Origin of the sequence: Rhizobium sp. F40D2 (genome assembly GCF_051810745.2) — a bacterium.
In the GTDB taxonomy this organism is placed as follows: Bacteria; Pseudomonadota; Alphaproteobacteria; order Rhizobiales; family Rhizobiaceae; genus Rhizobium.
Window position 1 is genome coordinate 855,725 of the sequence record NZ_CM131436.1, and the last position, 26,619, is coordinate 882,343.

The 26,619-nt window shown below is 60.6% G+C and carries 27 protein-coding genes and 1 pseudogene; 6 read left to right on the top strand and 22 right to left on the bottom strand.

Annotation, left to right across the window (positions count from 1 at the left end; translation table 11 throughout):
• Positions 1-122: 122 nt before the first annotated feature.
• The 9 genes and pseudogenes from ACS4RS_RS04035 to ACS4RS_RS04075 all read right to left on the bottom strand — a co-directional run bounded on the left by ACS4RS_RS04035 (position 123) and on the right by ACS4RS_RS04075 (position 10,034).
• The gene (locus tag ACS4RS_RS04035; protein ID WP_439011759.1) at positions 123-680 is read right to left on the bottom strand and encodes a transglycosylase SLT domain-containing protein; all 558 of its coding nucleotides are present in this window, start codon (positions 678-680) and stop codon (positions 123-125) included.
• A pseudogene (gene fliK / locus ACS4RS_RS04040) lies at positions 628-2,069 on the bottom strand (flagellar hook-length control protein FliK). The gene ACS4RS_RS04035 and the pseudogene fliK overlap by 53 nt, the downstream one beginning before the upstream one ends.
• Positions 2,066-3,361: a chemotaxis protein MotC gene (motC, locus tag ACS4RS_RS04045; protein WP_439008609.1), complete on the bottom strand. Its 1,296-nt coding sequence runs from the start codon at positions 3,359-3,361 to the stop codon at positions 2,066-2,068. The pseudogene fliK and the gene motC overlap by 4 nt, the downstream one beginning before the upstream one ends.
• A gap of 4 nt (positions 3,362-3,365) precedes the next feature.
• Positions 3,366-4,691, bottom strand: a complete 1,326-nt coding sequence (locus tag ACS4RS_RS04050; protein ID WP_439008608.1) for a MotB family protein — start codon at positions 4,689-4,691, stop codon at positions 3,366-3,368.
• On the bottom strand, positions 4,688-5,317 hold the full coding sequence (locus ACS4RS_RS04055) for a hypothetical protein (protein ID WP_439008607.1): 630 nt from the start codon (positions 5,315-5,317) through the stop codon (positions 4,688-4,690). The genes ACS4RS_RS04050 and ACS4RS_RS04055 overlap by 4 nt, the downstream gene beginning before the upstream one ends.
• A gap of 200 nt (positions 5,318-5,517) precedes the next feature.
• On the bottom strand, positions 5,518-6,480 hold the full coding sequence (locus tag ACS4RS_RS04060) for a flagellin N-terminal helical domain-containing protein (protein WP_439008606.1): 963 nt from the start codon (positions 6,478-6,480) through the stop codon (positions 5,518-5,520).
• 299 nt (positions 6,481-6,779) lie between these two features.
• Positions 6,780-7,691, bottom strand: coding sequence for a flagellin N-terminal helical domain-containing protein (locus ACS4RS_RS04065; protein ID WP_439008605.1), 912 nt, complete (start codon positions 7,689-7,691; stop codon positions 6,780-6,782).
• A gap of 247 nt (positions 7,692-7,938) precedes the next feature.
• Positions 7,939-8,847: a flagellin N-terminal helical domain-containing protein gene (locus tag ACS4RS_RS04070; RefSeq protein ID WP_439008604.1), complete on the bottom strand. Its 909-nt coding sequence runs from the start codon at positions 8,845-8,847 to the stop codon at positions 7,939-7,941.
• 281 nt (positions 8,848-9,128) lie between these two features.
• Complete coding sequence (locus tag ACS4RS_RS04075) at positions 9,129-10,034, bottom strand: flagellin N-terminal helical domain-containing protein (RefSeq protein ID WP_439008603.1); 906 nt, start codon at positions 10,032-10,034, stop codon at positions 9,129-9,131.
• A 374-nt stretch (positions 10,035-10,408) separates the two neighbouring features.
• Here ACS4RS_RS04075 and ACS4RS_RS04080 point away from each other — a divergent pair, with 374 nt between their 5' ends.
• On the top strand, positions 10,409-12,382 hold the full coding sequence (locus tag ACS4RS_RS04080; protein ID WP_439008602.1) for an O-linked N-acetylglucosamine transferase family protein: 1,974 nt from the start codon (positions 10,409-10,411) through the stop codon (positions 12,380-12,382).
• A 94-nt stretch (positions 12,383-12,476) separates the two neighbouring features.
• Here ACS4RS_RS04080 and fliP read toward each other — a convergent pair whose 3' ends face one another.
• The 13 genes from fliP to flgF all read right to left on the bottom strand — a co-directional run bounded on the left by fliP (position 12,477) and on the right by flgF (position 21,502).
• A complete protein-coding gene (fliP, locus tag ACS4RS_RS04085) occupies positions 12,477-13,214 on the bottom strand; it encodes a flagellar type III secretion system pore protein FliP (RefSeq protein WP_054183719.1) in 738 nt (245 codons plus the stop codon).
• Entirely contained in the window at positions 13,211-13,717 is a 507-nt protein-coding gene (locus tag ACS4RS_RS04090; RefSeq protein WP_439008601.1) for a flagellar basal body-associated FliL family protein, read from the bottom strand. Before ACS4RS_RS04090 ends, fliP begins: the two co-directional genes overlap by 4 nt.
• Positions 13,718-13,729: 12 nt before the next feature.
• Positions 13,730-14,446: a flagellar basal body L-ring protein FlgH gene (gene flgH / locus ACS4RS_RS04095; RefSeq protein ID WP_439008600.1), complete on the bottom strand. Its 717-nt coding sequence runs from the start codon at positions 14,444-14,446 to the stop codon at positions 13,730-13,732.
• Complete coding sequence (locus tag ACS4RS_RS04100) at positions 14,443-14,985, bottom strand: MotE family protein (protein WP_449313894.1); 543 nt, start codon at positions 14,983-14,985, stop codon at positions 14,443-14,445. The genes flgH and ACS4RS_RS04100 overlap by 4 nt, the downstream gene beginning before the upstream one ends.
• Positions 14,982-16,103: a flagellar basal body P-ring protein FlgI gene (locus ACS4RS_RS04105; RefSeq protein ID WP_439008598.1), complete on the bottom strand. Its 1,122-nt coding sequence runs from the start codon at positions 16,101-16,103 to the stop codon at positions 14,982-14,984. The genes ACS4RS_RS04100 and ACS4RS_RS04105 overlap by 4 nt, the downstream gene beginning before the upstream one ends.
• Positions 16,100-16,582 (bottom strand): flagellar basal body P-ring formation chaperone FlgA, encoded by a 483-nt coding sequence (gene flgA, locus ACS4RS_RS04110; RefSeq protein ID WP_439008597.1) that lies wholly within the window; start codon positions 16,580-16,582, stop codon positions 16,100-16,102. The genes ACS4RS_RS04105 and flgA overlap by 4 nt, the downstream gene beginning before the upstream one ends.
• Positions 16,583-16,598: 16 nt before the next feature.
• Positions 16,599-17,387 (bottom strand): flagellar basal-body rod protein FlgG, encoded by a 789-nt coding sequence (flgG, locus tag ACS4RS_RS04115; protein WP_222294976.1) that lies wholly within the window; start codon positions 17,385-17,387, stop codon positions 16,599-16,601.
• Positions 17,388-17,406: 19 nt separating this feature from the next.
• Positions 17,407-17,748 (bottom strand): flagellar hook-basal body complex protein FliE, encoded by a 342-nt coding sequence (locus tag ACS4RS_RS04120; protein ID WP_439008596.1) that lies wholly within the window; start codon positions 17,746-17,748, stop codon positions 17,407-17,409.
• A 2-nt stretch (positions 17,749-17,750) separates the two neighbouring features.
• Positions 17,751-18,167: a flagellar basal body rod protein FlgC gene (gene flgC / locus ACS4RS_RS04125; protein WP_003570338.1), complete on the bottom strand. Its 417-nt coding sequence runs from the start codon at positions 18,165-18,167 to the stop codon at positions 17,751-17,753.
• 5 nt (positions 18,168-18,172) lie between these two features.
• On the bottom strand, positions 18,173-18,565 hold the full coding sequence (gene flgB / locus ACS4RS_RS04130) for a flagellar basal body rod protein FlgB (protein WP_003588551.1): 393 nt from the start codon (positions 18,563-18,565) through the stop codon (positions 18,173-18,175).
• 164 nt (positions 18,566-18,729) lie between these two features.
• Positions 18,730-19,272, bottom strand: a complete 543-nt coding sequence (locus ACS4RS_RS04135; RefSeq protein WP_439008595.1) for a flagellar protein — start codon at positions 19,270-19,272, stop codon at positions 18,730-18,732.
• Positions 19,273-19,274: 2 nt separating this feature from the next.
• Positions 19,275-20,672: a flagellar protein export ATPase FliI gene (gene fliI, locus ACS4RS_RS04140; protein ID WP_439008594.1), complete on the bottom strand. Its 1,398-nt coding sequence runs from the start codon at positions 20,670-20,672 to the stop codon at positions 19,275-19,277.
• A gap of 95 nt (positions 20,673-20,767) precedes the next feature.
• Entirely contained in the window at positions 20,768-21,502 is a 735-nt protein-coding gene (flgF, locus tag ACS4RS_RS04145; RefSeq protein WP_439008593.1) for a flagellar basal-body rod protein FlgF, read from the bottom strand.
• A 254-nt stretch (positions 21,503-21,756) separates the two neighbouring features.
• Here flgF and motA point away from each other — a divergent pair, with 254 nt between their 5' ends.
• The 5 genes from motA to flhB all read left to right on the top strand — a co-directional run bounded on the left by motA (position 21,757) and on the right by flhB (position 26,614).
• Positions 21,757-22,629, top strand: coding sequence for a flagellar motor stator protein MotA (gene motA, locus ACS4RS_RS04150; RefSeq protein ID WP_449313895.1), 873 nt, complete (start codon positions 21,757-21,759; stop codon positions 22,627-22,629).
• A complete protein-coding gene (locus ACS4RS_RS04155; RefSeq protein WP_439008592.1) occupies positions 22,630-23,580 on the top strand; it encodes a FliM/FliN family flagellar motor switch protein in 951 nt (316 codons plus the stop codon).
• A gap of 65 nt (positions 23,581-23,645) precedes the next feature.
• Positions 23,646-24,233, top strand: a complete 588-nt coding sequence (fliN, locus tag ACS4RS_RS04160; protein ID WP_003588562.1) for a flagellar motor switch protein FliN — start codon at positions 23,646-23,648, stop codon at positions 24,231-24,233.
• A gap of 28 nt (positions 24,234-24,261) precedes the next feature.
• The gene (gene fliG, locus ACS4RS_RS04165; RefSeq protein ID WP_439008591.1) at positions 24,262-25,302 is read left to right on the top strand and encodes a flagellar motor switch protein FliG; all 1,041 of its coding nucleotides are present in this window, start codon (positions 24,262-24,264) and stop codon (positions 25,300-25,302) included.
• A gap of 232 nt (positions 25,303-25,534) precedes the next feature.
• Entirely contained in the window at positions 25,535-26,614 is a 1,080-nt protein-coding gene (flhB, locus tag ACS4RS_RS04170; RefSeq protein ID WP_439008590.1) for a flagellar biosynthesis protein FlhB, read from the top strand.
• The last annotated feature ends 5 nt before the right edge of the window (positions 26,615-26,619 follow it).

Here is a 26,619-nt window from a genome sequence, read left to right on the forward strand (position 1 = left end):
CCAAAATTTCGTGGAAAAGTTAACAGACCCTTAATTATGGCTTGCGCAGGCCATTCGCGCCGGATTCCTGCCATATTGTGACACAGTTTGGTCACAATAGGCCTTCTCTATCTCTAGTTGATTTAATTTCGGCAAAAGTTACTCGCATTGGGAGTCCACTTGCCATAGCCCGTGGCGACCAGATTGGCGATGACACGGCAGACATATTGCTTCTGCGCGGGGTCGTTGTTGGGACCTGCATGGTACCTGGCTACCGCCATCGTCCAAGTCTCGTGACGGTCATGCAGGTTGCGGAGGAATTTTGCTGCGTACTCGACATTTCGATGCGGGTCGAACATATCCTCGGCCGAGCCGAAATTTTCGCCATGGTAGTAGTGGTTGATCTGCATGCAACCGATGTCGATGAGCTTGGCGCCGCTGCTGCGGGCGACATCGAACTGCCTCATCGCGTCCTGCTCGGAGGGCGGAAAGATCGCCTTGCCTTCGACGTTCATCGCATAGGGATAGAGCGACCCCTTGCGTCCGGTCTCCGTCAGGCCGACCGAATAGAGGATGCCTTCCGGGATGCCGTATTTGGCAGCTGCCGACTGGATTTCCCGTTCACAGGCGCCAGTGGAGGCTTTCGCCTCAGAGGTAAACGCCGCCAGTGCCGCCGCTGCGGCCAGCAGAAACATCTTCAATACCGCTCTCGCCTGCACCATTGAAGCCTCCGTCCGTCCGCTGTGCCGTCTGATTGTGGCGCTCGCGCGCCTCGCCGCCCTGCCCCTGCTGGGCGAGCGATTGCTGCTGCGAGGCCTGGCTCTGGCTGCCTGCCTGGTTGCCGGCGTCGCTACGCTCGACCGGCGCCATGCTGATGGTAACGTTGTCGACGGCGTAGCCCTGGCTGCGCAGCGCTTCGAGAATCTTGCCGTGATCCTCCTTCATCTGACGGTAGGCCGCGCCGGTTTCGACCTTGAGGTCGACATTCAGGGCATCGCCGGACAAGCGCATGGTCGCCGTCACCATGCCGAGATCGAGCGGGTTCATCTGGATCTTCAACGTATTGACCACCTTGCCGGTGCTCGTCCATTCCGCCGCATTGGAGAGCGCCGAACTCGGTTCCATGGCGCGCGCCCATTCTGAATCGCCGGAGAGAGCGGCTGTCACGGCGGCGGAATTCGAGTTCTGCATCAGGCCGATATAGCGGCGCGATTCGAGAACCGAAACGTTTTCGACATCGGCTTTCCTGGCGCTGTCCTTAGCCCCGGCCCGATCGGTGCCGAGGTGAACATCCATCGATACGCCACGGCCATCGGCGCGGCTGATCCTGAACGTCCTGCCGTCGGCGGCTTCGGCATTCTCCGATCCGGGCACCTCATCCGCCTTGCCGCTGTCGACGTTGCCGCTGACGGCCGCCAGGGCGTCGGACGCGTAGCCGCCTGCCTTGGCGTCGATACCTTCGATCTTCTTGTCCGCCGGCTTGACTTCGTCGGCTTGGGCAGAGGCGTGATGGACGCCTGCTGCGGCCGACAAAGCGACCGCGCCGTCGGCAGGATTCTGCTTCAGCAAGCCGAGGACATCGGAAATGCCGCCGTCGTCGTCCTCGCTGTCCTTGTCCGTATCACTTTCCAACGCGTCTGCCTTGGCGTGCTTGCCGCCTTTGGCCGCCTGAACGACCACCTCGGTCGAGCGGTCTTTCGGGTCGACCTTGCCGAAGGCGAGATCGCCGGCATCTTGACCGTGGCCTTTGCAGATTTTGTCGCGTTTTTTTCGGCATTGGCGATGGTTTCCGGCTGCACTTCAGCCTGGGCTTTCAAGGAGGCGTCGCCGAGATCGATCGACGGCTTTGCGCCGCCGCGGCTGCGGATCGTCCGCGCCGCTTTCTCGGTGCCGGCATCGGCAACCGCACCCTGATCCGGCTGCGCATCGTCAGCGTCGTCATTGACGGCGCCGTTGCCTGCCTTGGCAAGAGCATCGGAGAAACCGTTCTTCTGGCCGGCGGCATCGTCTTTGCCCATCGGCCGTGCAGATTTCGCAGCCGCGGCGGACTCCGCACCGGCGGCTCCGCCCAAGACGCTCATATCCATCATTGTTCGTTGCCTTCTTGCGCCAGAAGACCGTCGATCTCGTCGAGCTTGGACCGATTGGTCGTCACAAATGCGTTGAATGAGGGGTCGGTACCCTGGCTCTGGCCAGTCGATGCCACACCTCCCGGAACAGGCTCGGGAAGCGCGCCTGGCGCTCCCGGTTGCGGAGCCATAGCCGCAGCCTTTTCAGAAGTGATTTCTTGATTGGAAGTGTTAGGGTTCGAGGCTTGCGTCAGGCTTGCCGGGTCGGGAGCGCGCAGGATCTGCTCGGCAACCGATCGCGCCGCCTCCTGCAACGCCTGATCCCGCGGTGAAAGCGTGTCGCCGGCGATGCCGCTGACATTCTTCGCCGCCCGGTCGATATCCTCCGTGGGAAGACCGGCCATGCCGCCATAGAAATCCGCCAGAGGACCGAAGGCATTGTCGGTGCCGGCGCCAAGCGCCTGGACGCGCTCGACGGCCATATGCGCCAGCTGCGGCTTGCCCGCGATCGCGGCAGCGCGGGCGATGCGCAGATAGACCTCGCGCTGGCGCGGCGCGTCCATGAAGGATAGGATGTCGATGACATCTTGCGGCTTCACGTCGTGATCATGGCCGACGACGAGCGTCACGAAAAGATCGGCGAACTGGCTGGCATAGGGCGAATGCAGGAAGCGCCTGACATAGCGCTGCGAATAGGCCATGCCCCTTTCGAGCATCCCCTTGTCGACGCAGATGGCAACCGAGCGGCGCAACGCCGCTTCCTCGACGATCGTACCGGGTGCTGCAAGGCGCGCCTGGTCGTAAAGATCCAGCGCGTCTGTCGGCTTCGTCGCGATCAGCACGTTGCCGCCGATCAATGCGAGGTATGGGCCGATCTTCTTGTCGCGGTATTCCCTGGCCGTCTCCTCCAGCGTCTTGGCGACGAGCAGGCCCTTGCCGCTCAGATATTTTCTGAGCACATCGGTGACACGGTTGTCGAAATAGCCGTTGACGTCGTGGGCGATCAGATATTCGAGGGTCTGTGGATTGCCGCCGCTCATCGCGTAAATCAGCGCTGCGTCGACGTTGCGGTCGTCTTCGAAGACCGACGTGTCGACGCTGCGCAGCCGCTCGTCGATCGTGCCCAGCATGAAGCGCTGCATCTCACCGGCCGAATGATCGCCGGAGACGACGGAATCCTGCACGAACTGCAGCGATCGCAGCATCTTGTACGGAGCTAGATCGTCCGGATCCTGCGCCCTGGCTGCGGCCGGCGAAAGCATCGCCAGGCCGAGAGCCACAAATCCGACATAGCGATGCTGCCGACGCGCCATCCTGTTATCCTCGATCCGCCTGCACCAGGATCTCGATCCGGCGGTTGGTCGCGTTGAACGGGTCGGACGGCAGCTTCAGTCGGCGGTCGGCAAAGCCCGAAACTTGAGAGATGCGTTTTTCGTCGAGCCCGCCGCGCACAAGCATATAATAAGCGCTCTGGGCACGGTCCATCGAAAGTCGCCAGTTCTCATTCTGCGGCCCCTTATACTGGCGCCCGTCCGTGTGGCCGCGGATGGCGACCGCGCCGCCCCTTTCCTTCAGGATCGCGCCGATCTTTTCCATAGCGAGCACCATTTCCTGGCGGGGAACCGCAGAACCGATATTGAACATCGAGTCGTCGCTCTGGTCGGAGATGCTGACCAGCAATCCGCCTTCGGAAGCCGTCACGGTCAGGCCCTCGGCAAGCTTGCCGGCGATGCCGCCGATCTGCTGGGCGATCTGCTCCTGCAGTTGCTCTGCTTCTTTCTGCTGCTGCTGTTCGGTCTCGGCCGCGCTCTTGTCCGCATCCTTCTGAAGATCGGCGTCCTTTTGCGCTTCGGCCTTCTTGTCGTCAGCTTTTTTGCCACCGGACTTCTTGTCATCCGGCGCCTTGCCGTCCTTGGCCTCGGCCGCGCCCTTGGCTTCTTGAGCAGCCTTCTGATCGGTGGTCAGCGGTATCGGCTTCATATCCTCGACCTTGGCGACCTCGGTTGTCGCGCTTTCGGCCACCTGCTCGTCGCTCTTGCCGGGCGCGGACTTGCCGGCTGTCGTGACCTCGACCTGCTTCGTCCAGAAATCCGGATCGAAGGGATCACGATAGGCTTCGCCGCCATCGGCGCCGGTGGCCGGGCCGGAATCGGCGGCGCCGCCATCGCCCTTGGCGCTGACATTGGCCTGCTGGCCGACTTCCTGCGCGATCTCGGCCAGAACCGAATAGGGATTTTCGAAGAAATCGGCCTCGGAATAATTAGTCTGGTCGCCTGATGTCGATGTCTGGTCGTCACCATCCGCCGAAGCCTTGCCGTCGTTCGGATTTTCTTCCTTCTGTTTCGACTTCTCCTGCTTCTCCTCGCCTTCGGCGTTGTCGACGGGTTTCTTCAGTCCCTTCTCGGTCGGCTTTTCGTCGGAGAGCTTGATCGGATTGAAATAGGTCGCGACCGAGGCCTTGGTCTCCTCGTTGGCGGCATTGACCAGCCACATGACCAGGAAGAACGCCATCATCGCCGTCATGAAGTCGGCATAGGCAATTTTCCACGCACCGCCATGGGAGCCATCGTGATCACCGCCGCCATGTCTTTTGACGATGATGATCTCGTTCTTGCCGTGGTGGTGGTTTTCGCCTTCGCTCATTCGAGAACTTTCTTCAAGCTGGCTGCCCAGGCGGACATACGGGTGACGATGACGGATTCGCCGATTTCGACGGCAAGGTCGATATCGCCCGTCTCGACGTGGCGCACCGCCCCGGCATGTTCACCGAGCTCGGCCGTCAATAGATCGAAAAGCCGGCTCGGCCCACGAACGACGATCGGTCCGGCAGCACCCTCGAGGATCGCGTCGCGCAGCAGGACGGCGAGGCTTCCGGCAGCCTTGGCGGCAAGCGCTTCTGTCATCACGGGCGCGATGGCGATGGCGGCACCGTCACTGACCAGTTGCGCGACCTCTTCGGCGATATCGCGGACGCGGGAGGCAATGATCGCTGCCGCCTCGACTTCGTAGCGAAGCTTCAGTTCCTCGAGTTCACGCGCGTGAACCTCGGCCAGCGTCTGCGCCTCGGCTTGGTATTTCTCGGTCAAATCCGCGGTCGCTGCGGCATGACCTTGCGCATAGGCATCGCGGCGCTCCGCCTCGACGTCGACTACCGGTTCGCTCGGCATTTCGGGAAAACCGTCGCCGCCGAAATCATCCATCTCGATGATCGGCGTTGACGGTTCCGGCTCACCGAAATCCTTCAAATACCGGGAAAGCGTAATGCTCATAAAAAACCATCCAGCATTCGGGAGGCATGCAGCATATCCACCCCCGCTCAAAACGACCTTGCGCGCCGGCACGTCGCTTCGAACGGGCAAGGGCTTTACCTTGCGCCGGCACGGATTCGGACGATGCCTTCATGCCGGAAACTAGGAAGTCAAACTTGCGCGAGGATGAATGGCACCGCCATCCGCGATCGCGCCCACCTTTATTCCAGCAGGATCAGAATCTTGCTCGCCGCCGTGTTGAGGATCGAAATCGCTTCGACGGCCATCTGCTTCTGGGTTTCGATCGCCTTCTGCCGGATCGAAGCCTCATCCATGTCGGTATCGACGAGCGCACCGACGCTCTTGTCGATCGAATCGGAGAGGTCGGCCGTATAGTCTATCTGATCGTCGATGCGCGCCTTCATCACGCCGATGGATGCCGCCGTCGTCGTCAGCGAGGAAAGCAGCGAGTCGGTCACATCCAGCATGTCCGTAAGTTGCGCGTCGGTCGTATTCTTGTCGATAGCAATTTCCGTCCCTGTCGCCGGCGTTGTCGAGCTGGCGTTCAGCAGGTAGTAGTTGCGCGCTGTCGCACCGCTGTTGTTGATCGAATTGGCATCGACCGCCTTGGTAAATAGCCCACCGCTGGCATCGTTCTTGTCGACGAGGATGGTCTGCGACGACGGGAAATCGATGGTCCGCGCCTGATATTCGCCGGTGGGAGCGCGCACGAAGCTGGAGATAACCGACCATGTCGGGGGCGCGGTGGTACTTCCGTTCAACAGCCAGTTCTCGCCCGCAAACGAGGTCGACTCGACGATCGTCTGCAGCTGCTGCTTGTATTCGCTGATCTCGGCATTGATTTTGTCTTTGTCGGTGCCCGGCTCTCTTGCCGCAACCAGCTTGGCGCGGATCTGGCCCATAAGATCGATCGCCGAATTCATCGCCGTGTAGGTCGCGTCCACCTTGGCAGCCCCGAGACCGAGCGCATCCCCGATCGTCCCGAGATTGGTACTGTCCGAGCGCATGACGGTCGCCACCGACCAATAGGACGCATCGTCGGCCGCCGTCTCGATACGGTATCCCGAGGACACTTGCTGCTGGGTCTGGCTGGCTTCTTTGTTGATGCTGCGTAGCACCGCAAGCGCATTCACCGCGGCCGCGCTGGTAATCTTAACGGTCATCGACAGGATCTCGGAATAAGGTCAAGGGGCAGGCCGGAATGCCGGCGGCGACTGAAGTGGCGTCATGCCTCCGGTAGAGTTTCTACCGGCGTGTCGCAAAAGCAAATCAACTGAAAGCGAAGGTAACTCGATAACAACCTTTTGGGCAAGAGCGCAGCACTGAACGCGCCGCATCGATCGAAACTCCGGTCAAGCTATTGATATAAAATAAAGAACCGCGCCGTTTCTGGCGCGGTTGGTAGGCTTTTTGCTTCTTGCCGGACAAAGGCGCAAGATTCGGTCCAGCTTCAGCGCCCGATTTAGCTGCGGAACAGGGTGAGGATGTTCTGAGCGCTGGAGTTGGCGATCGACAGCGACTGGATCGCCAGCTGTTGCTGCGTTTGCAACGCCGTCAGCTTACTCGATTCTTCCTCCATGTCGGCATCGACGAGGCGGCCGACGCCCGAGTCGATCGAATCGCTGAGCGCGCCGACGAAATTTTCCTGCAGTTCGATGCGCGTGGAAATCGAGCCGAGCTGCGATGCGGCCTTTGTCATCGCTTCCAAGCCGGCCTCGATCGACGTCAGGGCCATGGAGATCTCGACCGAGCCGAAGGTGCTGATGTCCATCGAGTAGATCGAGCCGATCGTTCCGTATGATGTGCCGATAATGCCGGAGCTTGTCTCGATCGAGCCGACCGAGTCCATGCCGAAAAGGACGTTGCCCGTCGAGCTCGAGTCCAGAATGTAGTCCGTCGTCTTGACCGAGACATTGCCGTTGCCATCGCGCACAAAGGTGGAAACGACACTCTTGGTGCCATCAGCACCGGCAACCCAGTTTTCGCCGGAGAAGGAAGCCGATTGCGCGATGCTGAGCAGCTGTTGCTGCAGCTGGCCGATTTCTTCCTGGACCTTGGTCTTGTCGACGCCCTTTTCGGTCGCGGCAACGATCTTCGCTTTGATTTCACTGATGACGTCGATAGCGCTGTCCATGGCAGAGTAAGCGGTGTCGACCTTGGCGGCGCCGAGGCCGAGAGCGTCGGAGACGGCCGAGAGTGCCTTGTTGTCTGAACGCATGGTCGTTGCGATAGACCAGTAGGCAGCGTTGTCGGAGGCTTTTTCGACGCGATAACCCGACGATACGCGGTTTTGCGTAGCCTCGAGGCCGTCATTGATTCCGCGGAGAGTCTGAAGAGCGGCCATCGCCGCGACGTTCGTCAAAATGCTGGTCATGAAATGATTGCCCCTTGTCGGCAGGTGGAAAGAAGGGACATTCCGGAATGCTACCGGGAACGGGGATCAGCCTCATGCCTGTTAACCGGTTCTTAATTTCGGTTAACTCGCCGTCTCGTTGACCTGAGAAAACAGCATTATGGTTAATCAATCGTTAACCGACATTAAAAAGGCCGCGCTCCATTGAAGCGCGGCTCGTTTCCGAGGTGCCCGCCGGAGACCGGCGGGCCGATATTTCTGCGGTTTATTAGCCGCGGAACAGCGTGAGGATGGTCTGCGAAGAGGAGTTCGCGATCGACAGCGACTGGACTGCCAGCTGCTGCTGAGTCTGCAGAGCGCTGAGCTTGGAGGATTCTTCTTCCATGTCAGCGTCGACGAGACGGCCGACACCGGAGTCGATCGAGTCGCTGAGCGCGGATACGAAGTTTTCCTGCAGTTCGATGCGCTTGGAGATCGAGCCGAGAGCAGCGCCGGCGCTGGTCATGGACTTCAGAGCCGCTTCGACATTGGTCAGAGCCGTCTGGATCTCGCCGAGGGTGAAGTTGGTGATGTCCATCGCGTAAACAGAACCGGTGGCGCCGTTCGACGAACCGAGGATACCCGTGGAGGTTTCAACTGCGCCGCCGCTCATGCCGAACAGAACATTGCCTGCGGAGCCGTCGTCGAGAACGTAGTCGGTCATCACGACCGAGACAGCGTTGGAGCCGTCACGAACGAAGGAGGCAACGACGTTCTTGGTGCCGTCGGCGCCGGCAACCCAGTTTTCACCGGAGAAGGAAGCCGACTGAGCGACGCTCAGGAGCTGCTGCTGCAGCTGGCTGATTTCTTCCTGGACCTTGGCCTTGTCGACGCCGTTTTCAGTGGCGGCAACCAGCTTGGCCTTGATGTTACCGACGACATCGATGGCGCTGTCCATGGCGGAATAAGCGGTGTCGACCTTGGCGGCGCCGAGACCGAGAGCGTCGGAAACGGCGGAAAGCGCCTTGTTGTCCGAGCGCATGGTCGTTGCGATCGACCAGTAAGCAGCATTGTCGGAAGCCTGGCCAACGCGATAGCCGGACGAAACGTGAGCCTGGGTTGTCTGGAGACCCTGGTTGATGCCACGGAGAGTCTGGAGGGCTGCCATCGCAGCGTTATTGGTGTTGATGCTCGTCATAGTTTGTGTGCCCCTTGTTGGCAGATTTTAAAAAGGGACATTCCGGATTTTCGGCCGGCCCACAGCGATCAGCATCATGCCTGTTAACCGTTCTCGTTAAGGTTAACTCGCCGTTTCGATGGGCCTAGAAAACAGCAAGATGGTTAAGGAAAGCTAAATTCAAAATGGAAATAGCGTAAAAATATCTGATACTTAGAGGGATTTTCGTTAACCTTATATTAAAACATTTCGCGGCCGGGGATGACCCGGCCGCGAAACTTGAAAGCCTTTGCCGACCGCTTTTAGCGGAAGAGCGACAGGATGTTCTGCGAAGAGGAGTTCGCGATCGATAGCGACTGAATTGCCAGCTGTTGCTGGGTCTGCAGAGCGCTGAGCTTGGAGGATTCTTCTTCCATGTTGGCGTCGACGAGACGGCCGACACCGGAGTCGATCGAGTCGCTGAGCGCGGACACGAAGTTGTCCTGGCTGTCGATACGCTTGGAGAGCGAGCCGAGAGCAGCACCGGCGCTGGTCATGGACTTCAGAGCCGCTTCGACGTTGGTCAGAGCCGTCTGGATCTGGCCGGCGGTGAAGCTAGTGATGTCCATCGCGTAGATCGAACCGGTGGCACCGTTCGACGTGCCGAGGATACCCGTGGAGGTTTCCACCGAGCCGCCGCTCATGCCGAACAGAACGTTGCCTGCGGAGCCGTCGTCGAGAACGTAGTCGGTCGTGGTGACCGAAACGGCGTTGGAGCCGTCGCGGACGAACGAGGAAACGACGCTCTTGGTGCCGTCAGCGCCGGCAACCCAGTTTTCGCCGTTGAAGGAAGCCGACTGAGCGATGCTCATCAGCTGCTGCTGCAGCTGACCGATTTCTTCCTGCACCTTGGCCTTGTCGACGCCGTTTTCAGTCGCGGCAACCAGCTTGGCCTTGATGTCGCCGACGACATCGATGGCGCTGTCCATTGCAGTGTAAGCGGTGTCGACCTTGGCGGCGCCGACGCCGAGAGCGTCGGAGACGGCGGAAAGCGCCTTGTTGTCCGAGCGCATGGTCGTTGCGATCGACCAGTAAGCAGCATTGTCAGAAGCCTTTTCGACGCGATAGCCGGACGAAACATGATTCTGCGTGCTGTTCAGGTTCTGGTTGACGCTACGCAGGGTCTGCAGAGCGGCCTGTGCGGAAGAATTCGTGTTAATGCTTGTCATAAATCTGTCCCCTGGAAACTAGATACAAAAAGGAGGACATACCGGACTAAGTACCGGCGATGACGGACCAGCTTCATGCTACTCGGCGCCTTTTTTTGTTTGGCCCAAACCCGTCATGTCCAGGGCAATCTCGCAGCCAATGCTTGCCAACTTCTTAAAAATAGCGGCCCCGTGCCGGCTCCTTACATCGCATAGTTAATGCCGGCTGAATCTATTCCTTCGCATGCTAACATGCCGAGAAAGAACCCGTTTTCTCTCGTGACGGAAGCGTCTTCATGCGGCGCACCGGTTTCAAGCAAGCTTCACATGGCAGTGTGGCAGGCGCCGGGATAGCATCATCGGATCGATCCGCCCGTTTTCGGGGAGGACGGCTCGTGCGTGCGTCGGCGATCGACAGCCATGCCAGAACATTTCCTTCACGGAGTTGGGTTTTGAACAGCAAAGTTTCGTTCTCTGCGGCATCCAGAGATTACCAGGCGGGCCGCTACACACAGTCCCTGGCGACGCTCAACCAGCTCATGGATATCCAGCAGGACGCCAAGACCTATGCGCTACTGGCCAAGAACCTCCTGCAGCTCGGGTTCAAGGCCGATGCCGCGAGGGCCTATGGCCTGGCCGGCAACTGCGAAGGACCGAATGCCTACGAATACCAGAAGCAGGCTGCCAAGCTGCATTATGAGATCGGCAACGAGGATGATGCTCTGCTGATTGCCATGCGAAACCTCGCCAAGGCCAAGGACGACGCAGAACTCGCCTTCATCATCACTGCGATCTATCTGAAGCGCCAGCAGCGGGATATCATTCGCCCGTTCAAGACGGTGCTGTCACAGAGTTCCAATCCCGATCATATGCGCCTGGCAGCCCTGCAATTGAGCGACGATCTGAACGACGCAACCAACCAGAGCCTCTCGCGCAACCTCTTCAAGCGATTTCCAGGAAATCTCGCATTCCGCTTCCTGCATCTGGTTTTCGCCCGCGAATTCAACGAGTTCGAAGAGGCCAGCAAACATCAGGCGGTGATCGACGCTGCACTCGCAAAGGGCGATGTCGAGATCCTGCGCAAGGACAACCCGTTCTATCATCTGCACTGGTGCGGCAACGAGGATTTCAACCGTTATGCCACGATCGGCACCACCCCCCTCAACCCCGAACGGGTGGCCTTCCGCCGCAACCAGCCGCACACGTGGTCCGACAAGATCCGGATCGGCTACATGTCATCGGACTTCTGGGATCGCCATGCGACGATGAAGCTCCTGCAGCGGATCCTGGAACTGCACGACAGGGACCGGTTCGAGGTGACGCTCTTCTGCCATACGGGTCCGGATTACCTGAAGCACAACGTTACCGACCGCAGCCGCTGGGGCCGGATCGTCGACGTTCACGGCTTCTCCGACCAGGCGGTGCTGGCAGTCGTGCGCGAGCATAATATCGACATCATGGTCGACCTGAAGGGTCATACCTCCGGCAGTCGCGCGACAGCCTTCAACCTGCCGCTGGCGCCCGTACACGTCGGCTGGCTTGGTTTCCCCGGCAGCACCGTCAATATCGATCTCGACTACGTCATCGGCGACCATTCGGTATTGCCTGAAGTGGCCAAGCCCTTCTACCATGAGAAATTCTGCCGGCTACCGGAAAGCTATCAGCCGAACGACCCGATGCATCGCCCGAAGCCGCGCCCCGTCACCCGCGAGCAGCTCGGCCTGCCGGAAGAGGCCTTCATCTTCGCCTCGTTCAACGGCAACCGCAAGATCACGCCGGAGACGATCGACAGCTGGTGCCGCATTCTCAAGCGGGCGCCGAACAGCGTGCTCTGGCTGATGGCGAACACGCCGCGCAACCAGGCGAACCTGTTGAAGCACTTCCAGTCGGCAGGCATTTCGCCCAAGCGGATCATTTTCTGCCCGCGCGCGCCCTACGAACAACATATCGACCGTCAGCAGGCGGCCGATCTCGGCATCGATACCTTCCCCGTCAACGGCCACACGACCACTTCAGAGCAGCTCTGGGGCGGTCTGCCGGTTCTGACCTTCAAGGGCACCAACTTCGCCTCACGCGTCAGCGAGAGCCTGCTGCGGGCCATCGACCTGCCCGACCTCGTCGCAAGCGACCTGCAGGCCTATGAGGATATGGCCGTCGAACTGGCGCAGAATCCCGGTCGGATCGCCGAATACAAGGTGCATCTGAAAGAGAAGCGCTATATCGCGCCGCTCTTCGATGCCGAACGCTTCTGCAATCATCTGGAGCAGGCCTACGAAATCATGGCCGAGCGCGCCAAGCAGCGTCTCGCCCCCGAGCACATGGACATTGCGGCGCTGCCGCCGCGCACGGCGCCGTTCGGCGCCGAGTAAGCTTTTCAAACGCCACGAAAAACCCGCCCGAGCGATCGGCGGGTTTTTCTCGTTAGCGAAGACCTGGGCAAAGATAAGAAGGGGCGGCGGCCGGTCAGTTGAACGAGCGCACCAGACTGCCGACCAGCAGGTTCCAGCCGTCGATCAGCACGAAGAAGAGAATTTTGAACGGCAGCGAGATCGAAGTCGGCGGCAGCATCATCATGCCCATCGCCATGGTGATGGTGGCGACGATGAGGTCGATGACGAGGAACGGCAGAACGACCAGGAAGCCGATCTCGAAACCGCGGCGAATCTCCGAAATCATGAAGGCCGGGATCAGCACGCGATAGTCGATCGGATCGGTCGTCTGAATATTCTGGCCGCGTTCACGCGCCAGATCGACGAAAAGCGCCAGATCCTTGTCGCGGGTATTGGCCGCCATGAAGGTGCGGAAGGGTTCGGCGATCCGCTGGACGGCCTCGGTCTCGTTGATCTGATTGGCAAGCAGCGGCTGCACGCCGTTCTGCCAGGCCTGATCGAAGGTCGGCGACATGACGTAGAAGGTCATGAACAGCGACAGGGACAGGAGGATCATGTTGGAGGGCGTCGAGGAGAGGCCCATGCCTGAGCGCAGGATCGAGAAAGCGATGATGAAGCGCGGGAAGCTCGTCACCATGATCAGGATGCCCGGCGCGACCGAAAGAATGGTCAGCAGGCCGAATGTGCGGATGATCCAGGCGGCGACGGAACCATCGACCGGCACGTTCAACAAGTCAGTCGGCAGCTGCTGTGCCACCGCCAGTTCCGGTACCGCCATCATGGCGGCAAGGAAAACTATGAGACGAATCATTCGATGACAAATGTCCTGAACATGACCTTCGATACCCGCCCTTGCGAGCGAAGGTCAACACGTTCCTGTATGTCATCCTTGAGATATTGAAAGCCCCGCGGCCCCTCGATCTGCTGCAGGGATACGGTCCTGATATAGGCGAGGATATCCTGGTGAATATCCTCGGAAACCTTGACATCCGGCGGCCCGTTGAACAGCAGCGCGACCTCTAGTCGGACCCAGTTTTCCGAGGGGTAAGCGAGATTCGACGTGATCGGCTCGAGCTGGACGACGTTGTTGGCCTCCGTCGAGATGTGGGCCAGACCTTCCTCGGCCTTTTTCTTGGCCTCTGCATCCTTGGCCTGCTCGGCCTCCTTGGCGCCCTTGATGTTGGGCGCGACGATCGTGCCGACCGCCCAGCCGCCGCCGGCGCCGAGCAGCGTCAGGACACCGATGCCGATGATCGTCATCAACGTGCCGGATTTCTTCTTTGGTTGACCTGTGCTTGCGTCTGGCTCTGCCATCGTCGTTCAGCCTCAAAGCGGCGAGAAAAGATCGACGGCCTGCTGGCCGCGCGGAGGCTGCTGCACTTCCATCAGGCGGCCGCGGCCACCGTAGGAGATGCGGGCTTCGGCGATCTTGTCGTAGGAGATCTGGTTTTCGGCATTGACGTCCTGCGGGCGAACGATACCGGCCACGTTCAGGATACGCAGTTCCTGGTTCAGGCGGACTTCCTGCGAGCCCGATATGACGAGGTTGCCGTTTTCGAGAATGCCGGTGACGACGGCGGCGACCAGAAGGGTCAGCTTGTCGGTGCGCTCGATTTTGCCCTTGCCGTCGGTGCTGGTATCGGAGCCATAGGTCAGGTCGGTCTTGGACTCGGGCGTCCAGCCGAAGATCTGGGCGTTGACGTCCCAATTCATGCCGCTCGAATTTGTGCGGCTGCGGTTGGTTTCGTTGTCGAAGGAGGCCTTGTCGTTGATCTGGATGTCGACGGTCAGGATGTCGCCGACATTGAGCGCGCGAGCATCCTTGAAGAGTGCGGCCTGCGAATCGCTCCACAGGGAATAACCCTGCGCCACGGCGCGCGGCTGCTTCGGATAAAGTGCCATCTGCGGCGTCTGGCCGTAGGCAAGGCCGCTGCCGATCGGGCTCATGGCGGGCGCGCGGCCGATCTCGCTGATTGCCGTCGGAGACTGGCAACCCGCAAGGAGTGCGAGGGCGGCGATCGCGGCCGGGAAACGCATATTCATGAAGGATCCTTCGACGTATTGGGATCGGACGCACTGGCAATGACGCTGGCGATGGCCGCGGCCTTCTTCGCGTCCATCTCGTTGAGGATAAGGCTAGACTGACGCGGTCCGAGCCGCATGATCACGGCGGAGGCCACCTCGATCTTCATATCCTGCAGCTGGAGTGCGGCCGCATCCGGCTTCATCTTCTTATAGATCTCGGTGAGGCCGGCTTCCGCCTGCTTCAGGAAGTCGTCGCGCCGCTTCAGCCAGTCCTGGTATTCGGCCTTGCGCTTATCCATCTCCGCCATGCGGGCGTCGATGTCTGCGCGAAGCTTTTCCAACTCCTGCTTCTGCAGGAGGTAACGCTGGTCGCGGGCGGGGTCGGCAATGTTGGTGCAGAACTGCTTGACCTCGTCCTGAGAGGTGATGTCGCCCGCCGGCGCATGCTCCTGCGCGAAGGCGCCCGGGATCGACAGAAGGACGAGACCTGCTGCCGGCAGCGCCAGCCGGCGCAGCAATTGCAGGACCGTCATGTCAGGTTCGATGATCTTTATCATTGCAGCACAAGCTCCGCCTGCAGGGCGCCCGCCGACTTGATGCCCTGGAGAATGGCGATAATGCCATCCGGTTTCACGCCGATATTGTTGAGGCCGGCAACGAGGGTCCTGAGGTCGGGACCGTCTATGATGGCGACGCGCCCGCCGGTCTGCTCAGCGGCGATATCGGTCTGCGGCTGGACCGCGGTGCGGCCGCGCGAGAAGGGTTCGGGCTGGATGATCTGCGGCGTCTCGGTGACCTGAACCGTCAGGGTGCCGTAGCTGACGGCAACCGGCGAGACGCGGACGTCGGAGCCGATGACAATCGTCCCGGTACGCTCGTTGATGACAACCTTGGCCGGCGTATCGGTTTCGACGATGAGATTTTCGATGTCGGCCATCAGCCGGGTGAGATCGGCCGCGCGCGGCTTCTGGATCACCACTTCCTGCAGATCCTTGGCTTCGGCGACCGGGCCGCCAAAGCGTGCCGAAGCATAGCCATTGACGATGTCGGCGATGCGGATCGCCGTCGAGAAGTCCGGGTTGCGCAGCTGCAGGACGAGATTGACCGAGTCCTTGAAGCGCGACGGCAATTCACGTTCGATAATGGCGCCGCCCGGCACACGGCCGGCGGTGGTCACACCTTCGGTCACGGTCGCGGCCTGACCCTGGGCCTGGAAGCCGCTGACGATGGCAGCACCCTGGGCGACGGCGTAGATCTGGCCGTCGGCGCCAGAAAGCGAGGTCATGACGAGTGTGCCGCCGCGCAACGACGTTGCGTCGCCAAGCGAGCTTACCGTCACGTCGATGCGGCTGCCGGGGCTTGCGAAGGGCGGCAGGTTGGCGGTGACCATGACAGCCGCGGTGTTCTTGGCGTTGGATTGGCCGCCCTGCGTCGAGATGCCGAGATTCTGCAGCATCGCCCGCATCGACTGCTCGGTGAAAGGCGAGGCGCGGAAGCCGTCGCCGGTTCCCTGCAGGCCGACAATCAGGCCATAACCGATCAGCTGGTTGTCGCGGCCGGCCTGAAGGGAGGCGATATCCTTGATGCGGGAAGTCAGCGCCCAGGCGGGCGCGACGTTGACGAGGCTCATGGCGAGAACCGCGACAAGGGTCAAGAACCGGAAGAACAATTTCATTTTGCCCTCACATGGACCGTGCCGTCCGCAAGCACCGTGCCGCTGACGATAACGCCGGAATCCATATTGCGCGCGCGGATCAGCTGCCCTGTGGCGCCGTCTTCGAGCGGCGAGCCGGCGGCTGAGATGGTCATCGCACCGAGCGAGAAGACCAGGCGGATCGAAGAACCGCGGGTGACCGTATAGGGCTCACGTAGACCTGAAACCGAAATCGTGCGGCCCGGCAGCAAGGTGCGCTTGGAGACCAGGCCTTCGACTTGGGAAATGGATTTGGCGAAATCGCCGGCAAGGTTCGGGTTGGTGACCTCGACCTCCTGAAGCTGGCTGGCCGACAAAGTGTCGCCGGGGTAGATGATCGTCGTCGGGACGACGGCATAGCCCATGCCGGCATCCACGTCCGCGGGCAAGAAAATGCCCGCGACTGCGATCGTGGCTGCCGCCACCCATCCTGAGATGTGTCCTGCCCGGCAAAACATCATGTTTCGGCCCTTCCCTTTACTTCAAGTTCTTGCTGACGATGGAGGCCATTTCATCAGCGGTGGTGATCACCTTGGAATTCATTTCGTAAGCGCGCTGGGCCGAGATCAGCTCGGTGATTTCCTTCACCGGGTCGACGTTCGAGGATTCCAGATAGCCCTGCTTCATGTAGGCAAAACCTTCCTCGTCAGGATTGCCGATGACGGCTTCGCCGGAGGCTGCGGTTTCCTGAAAGAGATTGTCGCCGAGCGGCTGGAGACCAGCCTCGTTGACGAAGTCGGCAAGCGTCAACTGGCCGAGTACAGTCGCATCCGCCGCACCCGGCAATTTGGCCGACACCTGGCCCGAGCGGCTGATCGTCAGCTCGGTCGAGCCCGTCGGAATGGTGATGCCGGGCAGGACCTCGTAGCCGTCGATGGTGACGAGCTGGCCCTGGTCGTTCTTGTTGAAAGCGCCGGCGCGGGAGTAAAGCGTTGTCCCATCGGTCGACTGGATCTGGAAGAAGCCCTTGCCGATCAGCGCCACGTCGAGGTCGTTGCCGGTCTGGGTCAGTTCGCCCTGGAGATGCAGATTGCGGACCGCCGATGTCTGGACGCCGAGGCCGATATTGGCGCCTTCCGGAACGACGGCCTGGTTGGCGCGGTTGGCGACACCCTTGGCGCGTTCGGTCTGGTAGAGAAGATCGGAGAATTCGGCGCGGGCGCGCTTGAAACCCGTCGTATTGATGTTGGCGATATTGTTCGCGATGACTTCCAAATTGGTCTGCTGGGCATCCATGCCCGTTGCTGCGATGGCGAGCGCTCTCATGTGTTCGTCCTCAAATCAGTTACATCTGCATCTTGGTGACTTCGAGAAAGGCCGAGACGACCTTGTCGCGGATGGCGATCGCCGTCTGCAGCGTCTGCTCGGCCTGGAGCATGGAATCGACGACTTCACGCGTCGTCGCCGTGCCCTTGATCCCGGCAAAGGACATGCTTTCCGCACCCTTTAGGCTGCTGACCGCGTCGCTTGCCATGTTGCCCATGACGGAGGCGAAGCTCATATTGCTGGCCGCACCTGCGGTGCCCGGCATAGTGGCGGCAGACGACGAGGCGGAACTCTCGGTGTCGACGGCGCCCAGCGCACGGGTCATCGAAAGGTTGCTGACATTCTGGACGCTGCTGATCATAATTATTGGCTCTTCAGGAGATCGATCGTGGAGGAGATGAGATCGCGGGTCTGCTTGATGGTCTGCAGATTGGCGTCATACGAGCGGTTGGCTTCGCGCATGTCGGCCATTTCGACCAGGATATTGACATTCGGCAGCTTGACGACACCCTTCTGGTCCGCAGCCGGATTGCTGGGGTCGAATTCGGTACTGAAGTCGCCTTCGTCGACGCCGACCTTCTTGACGTCGACCGTCTCGACGCCGCTTACGCGATCCATCTGCTGGCCGAAGGTGATCGTCTTGCGGCGATAGGGGTCGGCACCGGGCGTGTCGCCGGTCGAGCGGGCGTTGGCGATGTTTTCCGAAACGATGCGCAGGCGTGTCGACTGCGCCTCGAGCCCGGAACCGGCGATTTTCATAGCTGCTGAAAGCGGATCCATGACTTTTACTTCCTGACGGTCATCAGCATCATGCGGTTGAAGGAGCTGACCAGCGAGGTGTTCAGATCGTACTGGCGCTTGATATCGCCGGACTTGGAGAGCTCCTCGGCCAGACCGACCGTATTGCCGGATTCCTGGACGCCGATTTCCTGGTCGAGTGAGGCGTCCTTGACGTCGATATCGCCGCTGGCGCTGAAATCATTGCCGCTGAGATGGGCCGGATTGGTGCGCGCCATGGTGATGTCTGATTTGTCGAGCACGGCGTCGAAGGGCGTGACGTCCTTGGCGCGGAACTTCGGGGTATTGGCATTCGCTATGTTGCCGGCAACAACCTGCTGACGGATCGTCAGCCATTCCGCCTGTCGCGAAGCCAAGTCGAAAAGTTGGATCGGTTGCATGAGACTCTCCGTTTTTACTGTCCCGAACCTAGTGCGGTAATCTTGCGTGGGACTTACGGGAGTTCAGGTTTCAAAGCGCTTTTCGGGAAGCACCGCATGCAAAAAACGGGGCTCCGGCCGGTTGGCGGCGGAGCCCCTCTTGCCTCAGGCGTTGGCCGAAAGGTTCAATTGTTCTGGTAGGTCTCACCCTTGGAGGTGACGATCATCCACTTGCCCTCGCGCTGTTCGATTGTGGCAAGCCGGCTCTGGTCCGGCAGGATCGAGCCGACACGCACCACATACATGCCAGAGGTATCCTCGATCAGCGCCCGGCCGTTGGAGACGTGCAGCAGGCGGAAGGACGACTTGCCGGGGAAGGGCTGATCCTCCAGAATGGGGCGGCCCTCGCGCTCCTTGCCGAGGTCGGAGACGGTCGCCGTCGTCAGCGGATCGATCGGCGGCGCCTTCTTGTCCGGCTCGTTCTTGTTGACCATGGCAAGCGGCGAGACGCTGAAGACGTTGCGAGCCGGCCAATCCGGCAGTTCGCGCGAATTGTCGGTGGCGGCGACGTTGATGCCGAATTTGTCTTCATTGAAGAAGACGTACCAGGGAAAGAAGGCGGAGGCGCCGGCAAGTGCCAGGCCGGCAAAGGTCAGAAACCGATCCAGGCCGGCCGCCTTCCTGCGCGGCTTCGGGGAAGCGATGCGTTCGTCGTCGAATTCAGCCACGTCTATCTCCTCTGGATGGCTCCGCCCTGATTGCCGATACCGGCTGCAGCCTTGAGGGCGCCGGCGAGATCGGCAAAGGCATCGGGCGAGTCGCGATCGCCCGGCGACTGCTTCAGGACGTCGTAAATGATCGGCACCTGCTTGACCGCCATATCGAGATCGGGATCGGCGCCCTGGCGGTAACCGCCGATCAGGCGCAGGTCGCGCGTTTCCTCGAAGCGATGGATCAGCACCTTCAGCCGCGACACCAGCTTTTCCTGATCCGGCGTCCAGGCCTTGCGGGCAAGACGCGAGATCGAGGCGAGCGGATCGATCGGCGGATAACGCCCCTCTTCGGCGAGACTGCGCTGCAGGACGATATGGCCGTCGAGAATGCCGCGCGTCGAATCGGCGATCGGGTCGTTGTGGTTGTCGCCGTCGACGAGGATCGAGATTATCGCCGTAATGGTGCCGGCGCCCTCGGGGCCGGGACCCGCGCGCTCCAACAGGCGCGGCAGCTCGGTGAAGACGGAAGCCGGGTAGCCGCGTGCGATCGGCGGCTCGCCGGAAGCGGTCGCCACCTCGCGGATCGCGTGGGCGAAACGCGTAACGCTGTCGACGATGAACAGAACGTTCTCACCCTTGTCGCGGAAATGCTCGGCGATGGTGACCGCCGTCAGCGGCGCCATCTTGCGCAGCATCGGGCTCTCGTCGCTGGTGGCAACGACGGCGATCGCCTTCCTCATATTGCTGCCGAGCGTATCCTCGATGAATTCGCGCACCTCGCGGCCGCGTTCGCCGACAAGCGCAATGACGACCTTGTCGAAGGCATCGGCGCGGGCGAGCATGGACAGCAGCGTCGACTTACCGACGCCGGAGCCGGCAAAGATGCCGAGGCGCTGCCCGAGGCAGAGCGGCGAGAAGATGTCGATGGCGCGCACGCCGGTCTTGAAGCCGGCCTCGACACGCTTGCGGGTCATTGAGGGCGGCGCGGTATTGGAGATCGAGCGGCGGTCGAGGCCCTCGGCAATCGGACCCAGTCCGTCGATCGGCTCGCAGAGCGAGTTGACGGTACGCCCGCACCAGCTGTCCGACGGTGAGATGCGGAAGGCACCCTTGCGGATGACGGTATCGTGGATGCCGATCGGCTCGCCGGGTTCGATCGGGCAGACATAGATCAGATCAGGCTCGACGCGAACGACCTCGCCCAAATGGATGCCGGTCGCCGATTTATGGGCAACGAACTCCCCGAGGCGAACATGGCGTGAGAGACCGCGAACCGTGTAGTGGCCGGCAGCGATGGTCTGCACGCGACCGCCATGGGCAACCGAAAACTCCGGCAATGCGTATCGGTCGACGAGGCCTGCCAAATGCGCCAGCTTCGGGGAAAGGCCGTCCTCGGACAGTAGCGTGACGCTCATGCTTCAATCCCACCCGAGAATGCGACGGATTTTCGGTCATTGTTCTTATGCATGTCGTCCTCCCAAAACCGCTGCACACTTTTGGGCGACATGCATTAGCGGCTACCCCCAAGCGTCTGGACGGCTTCCTTGAAGGAATCCTCGCTGTCGCGCATCAGCGACGAGACGCTTTCGAAGGCGCGGTTGACTTCGATCAGCTGGGTGATCTCGCGCATGGCGTTGACGTTGGAGTTTTCGAGATAACCCTGCTCGACACCGACATTGAAGCGGTCGACGACGGCGCGCGGCTGGTCGGTGGTCATGATGCCGCTATTTTCGTAGCGCAGATAACCCTTGCTGATATCGGCCTCGAACAGGCCGAGCGATCCGACCTGGCGGCCGCCCTGATAGATGATCCCGTCGGTGCCGACGGCCGGCTCGCCGCCTTTGGAGTTGAGCTGGATCGGCGCGCCGCCGGCGTCGAGCACGGGATATCCGCGGATCGAGACCAGTTCGCCGGTATCCTTGAGGGTGAAGCGGCCGTCCCTCGTCAGCACGCGGCCGGCGGGCGTCTCGAGCGAGAACCAGGCATCGCCCTTGATGGCGAAATCAAGCATGTTGCCGGTGTGCTGCAGCTCGCCGTTTGACTCGTTCAGATAGTCATTGCCCTGGGAAACGAAGGCGACCTTGGTGTTCAGCTTGTTCTTGGTTGCCGCCACCATCTCGTCGAACTTCACCTCAGTGGCGCGAAAACCGGTCGTGTTCACGTTCGCCATGTTGTCTGCGATGGTGTTCAGGCGCTTTTCGAGAGCCATCTGCGACGACAGAGAAACATAAAGACCGGATTGCATGTCGGTAGGCTCCAAGCATTGGCGATGAACGGAACGAAAAGCCGGGCGTCGTCTTATGAGGTTCGGCCGGGATTTCGCTGAGGCGGCATCTCAGAAACGGGTGCGGGCACCCATTCGTCTCCTTTAGACTGACGCCAGATGCTTGCGCGAAGCTGGCACGCGGAAATGCCTTGCGCGCGGCCCGTTCATCAGCCTCACGCAAGGCAGAAACCCTAACCGTCTTGGAGAAAAGTAACGTTCAGATTGGGCTGACGATGAATATCATTATCGGATTTATAGTGACTTGCGGCTGTATCATCGGCAGCTTCATGGCAATGGGCGGCCACGTGGACGCGCTGTTCCAGCCCTTCGAATTCGTGATCATCGGCGGCGCCGGTCTCGGCAGCTTCATCATGGCGAACCCGATGAAGGTGGTGAAGGATTCCGGCAAGGCGCTCGGCGAAGCCTTCAAGCACGCCGTGCCGAAGGAACGCAATTATCTCGATACGCTCGGCGTGCTCTATTCTCTGATGCGCGACCTGCGCACCAAGTCGCGTAACGAAATCGAAGCCCATATCGACAATCCGGCAGAATCGACGATCTTCCAGTCGGCGCCGACCGTTCTGAAGAACAAGGAACTGACGGCCTTCATCTGTGACTATGTGCGCCTGATCATCATCGGCAACGCCCGCAGCCACGAAATCGAAGCGCTGATGGACGAAGAGCTCAACACCATCATGCACGACAAGATGAAGCCCTACCACGCGATCCAGATCATGGGCGATTCCTTCCCGGCGATCGGTATCGTCGCGGCGGTTCTCGGCGTCATCAAGGCGATGGCCCACATCAACGATTCGCCCGAAGTGCTCGGTCACCTGATCGGCTCGGCGCTGGTCGGCACCTTCCTCGGCATTCTCTTGTCCTACTGCGTCTGCTCGCCGCTGGTCTCCCAGATCAAGATCGTGCGCAACAAGCAGCACCGCCTCTACGTCATCGTCAAGCAGACGCTGCTTGCCTACATGAACGGTTCGGTGCCGCAGGTCGCTCTCGAATACGGCCGCAAGACGATCTCGGCTTACGAGCGTCCGTCCATCGATGCGGTCGAACAGGAAATGATGAACCCAGGCGGCGAAAACAAGGCGGCTTAAATGACCATGAGCAATGCTTCGCACGACAAACCGGCAATGGATCCTGCCCTCCTCGCCAAGCTGACCGGTGGGCTCGGAGACAGAGGCAGGGTCGCCAAGATCTGCAGTTCCTTCGGGGAAATCTACAGCGAATTCTTCCCCGATGTCATCAAGAGCGAGACCGGCCTCGACGTAACGGTCAACTATCTCGGCTGCGAGATCGGCTACAAGAACCACCTGATCGACGACCTAACCTCGAACGTCACACTCGTCGATGCGACCTTGCGTAACTGGTCGCAGAACGTCACGCTTGCCTGCGGCAACGGTTTCGTCATCACGCTGATGGAGCACCTGCTCGGCGCCACCGCCGATACGATCGAGGAGCCGGCCGAGCGGCTGCTGTCGATCATCGAGATGGACCTGGCGGTGATGGTTTTCGACAAGATCGCCAAGGTGCTGCGCTCGGCCGTCAACGCGCCCGGCGGTTTCGAACCGAGCCTTTCGGCCCCGCACGCCCTTGAGATGCGCGCCCGGCCGCAGGAAGACCGCCCGGACGAATTTGCCGCCGCCATCAATATGTCGATCTCGCTTGCCGGTATCGTGTCGGAATTTTCGTTGATGGTTCCGCAGACGGCGCTGTTGAAGACCAAGGTGACGCCGCCGAAGCCGAAGCGCCAGGCCGGCGGCAGCTCAGCCGAATGGACCGAACAGCTCGGCGACCAGATCCGCCGCTCGCATGTCACGCTCGAGGCCAGGATCAGGCTGCAGGACCTGACATTGCGCACGATCTCGAAGCTGATGGTCGGCGATGTCATTCCGTTCCGTGACCATGGCGACGTGCGCGTCGAGGTCAGCGCCAACAGCAAGGAATTGTATGTGTGCGAGTTCGGACGTTCAGGCGAAAACTACATGGTCCGCGTCAAGGATACGATGAACTCGGATGACGAACTCATCCGTCATTTAATGAATTAATCGGTTCTCTGGCTTTCGGGTTGCAAAGGCAGTTTGAGGCAAGTTTCAACTGGAATAGTGATTTCATGGCTACGAAGAAAACACAGCAGAACAGCGACCTCTCCCTGGATATGCCGGGCAGCGAAGCGGATCTCGATCAGGCGATCGACGATCTGCGCGGCGTGCTGAAGCAGGATGCCGATGGCGACCTGCCGCAGTTTGGCGACGACCTGCAGAACGACGCCTTCGCAGCAGGAACCGATCTGGCGGCTTTCGGCGGCGAGATTTCGGACAGCCCGTTCGGCGGCGACGATTTCGGCGGCGATTTCGGTGCTGGCAATGCCGGCGCGGCTGCCGGCATGGATTTCGGCAGCACCCCTTCCTTCGAGGCGTCGCCGGCTCCGCTCGGCAGCGCTTTGAATTCCAATTTCGAACTGATCATGGACATTCCGATCGATGTCCAGATCATGCTCGGCACCAGCCGCATGCAGGTTTCCGGCCTGATGAACCTCAATGAAGGGGCGACGATCGCCCTCGACAAGAAAATCGGCGAGCCGGTCGAGATCATGGTGAACGGCCGCAGGATTGCCCGCGGCGAGATTACGGTGCTTGATAACGACGACACCCGATTCGGTGTGAAACTGATAGAAGTTTTGAGTACGAAGAAAGCCTGATCCCTGTGTGGGACGGAGAGGTTAGACCATGATGGACTTTGACGATTTCGGCGGCGCGCTAGCCGGGAAACCGTTGACCCAGGCTGAAAAGGCGGCGGCTGTTCTTCTCGCTATGGGGAAGGGCGTCGCCGGCCGGCTGTTGAAATATTTCACACAGGCCGAATTGCAGACCATTATCTCATCCGCCCAGTCGCTACGCGCCATTCCCCCGGACGAACTGTTGATGCTCGTCTCCGAGTTCGAAGACCTCTTCACCGAGGGCGCTGGACTGATGGACAACGCCAAGGCGATCGAAGCCATTCTGGAAGAAGGCCTGACGCCCGACGAGGTCGACAGCCTGCTCGGCCGCCGCACTGCGTTCCAGGCCTACGAAACCTCGATCTGGGATCGCCTCAGCGAGGCGGAGCCGACATTCGTCGCCCAGTTCCTGCTGCGCGAACATCCGCAGACCGTTGCTTATATTCTTTCGATGATGCCTTCCAACTTCGGCGCCAAGGTGCTGCTGCAGCTCCCCGACAACCGCCGCGCCGACATCATGAACCGAACCGTCAACATGAAGACCGTCAGCCCGAAGGCTGCGCAGATCATCGAGAATCAGGTGATCACGCTGCTTGCCGAGGTCGAGGCAGAGCGCAATGCCGCCGGCTCGACAAAGGTCGCCGATCTCATGAACGAGCTCGACAAGCCGCAGGTCGACACGCTGCTCACCTCGCTCGAATCGATCAGCCGCGAGTCCGTCAACAAGGTCCGCCCGAAGATCTTCCTGTTCGAGGACCTCATGTACATGCCGCAGCGCAGCCGTGTTCTGCTGCTCAACGACATCTCGACGGATGTGCTCACCGTCTCGTTGCGCGGTTCGCCGCCCGAGATCCGCGAATCGGTTCTCTCCGCCATCAGCCCGCGCCAGCGCCGCATGATCGAATCGGATCTCCAGAGCGGCATGGGTGGCGTCAATCCGCGCGAGATCGCCATTGCCCGGCGCGCCGTGGCGCAGGAAGCAATTCGCCTGGCCAATTCCGGCCAGATCGAACTCAAGGAAAAGGAAGGCGACGCTTCGGCGGCCGCCTGATCTTGCGAGACTGTTGACAAATCCAGCCGCCCGCAAGGCGGCGGTTGATCGCCATGCCACAGGCGACTACCCTTCCAACAATAGGCCGCGCTCTAAAGCGCGTCGCAGGGAACCCGGTTTCCGCGACGCGCTTTAGCTTTTTGTTTTGATGCATGTCGTCATCCAAAACTGCTGCACATGTTTGGGCGACATGCATTAGCTGCGCTCTATTTCTTTGACGGAGGGCCGCGACTTGGCAGATGATGACAAGGACAGCAAAACAGAAGCCCCGACCGCGAAAAAACAAACCGACGCCGCTGAGAAAGGCAATGTGCCGTTTTCGCGCGAACTGTCGATCTTCGCGACCATCCTTGCCACCTATATCTACCTGGTGTTCTTCCTCCCCGACAGCGTCGGGCACATGGCTGAAACGCTGCGCGACATCTTCGATCAGCCCGACCAATGGAGGATCGAGACCGGGCCTGACGTCCTGTCGCTGTTCGTCAAGATCGGCTGGGCGACTGCGGCGCTGCTGGCGCCCGCCTTCATCCTGTTCATGGTGTTCGGCATCGCCTCCTCCATCTTCCAGAACCTGCCGACGCCGGTGCTGGAACGCATCCGGCCGCAGGCCTCGCGCATCTCGCCCGTCAAAGGCTGGGAACGGCTCTTCAGCCTGCCGGGCCTCGTCGAGTTCGGAAAATCGCTGTTCAAGGTCGTCGTCGTCGGGGTCGTCCTGTTTTTCGTGCTGAGGAGCGAATATTTCCGCTCGATCGACGCGATGTTCTCCGACCCGCAGACCATCCTGGTGCGGATCTCGACGGCGATGCGCAAGATCATCATCGTCATGCTGATCGCCACCGCGATCGTGGCGATCGCCGACGTCTTCTGGACGCGCCACCACTGGTTCACCGAGCTGAAGATGACGCGGCACGAGATCAAGGAAGAAAACAAGCAGGCGCAGGGCGACCCCTTCGTCAAGGGCCGGCAGCGCTCGCTGATGCGCGACCGGGCGCGCCGGCGCATGATCTCCAATGTGCACCGGGCGACGCTCGTCATCGCCAACCCGACGCACTATGCGGTGGCGCTGCGTTACGCGCGCGAAGAAAACGACGCGCCGGTGGTGCTGGCCAAGGGCCAGGACCTCATTGCGCTCAAAATCAGAGAGATTGCCGAGAAAAACGGCATCCCGGTGTTCGAGGATCCGCCGCTTGCGCGCTCCATGTTTGCGCAAGTCTCGGTCGATACTGTCATCCCGTCAGTCTTCTATAAGGCCGTTGCGGAACTGATCCACCGGGTCTACGCCGCAGACGCCAAGAACAAACGGGTAAGATAAGTCGA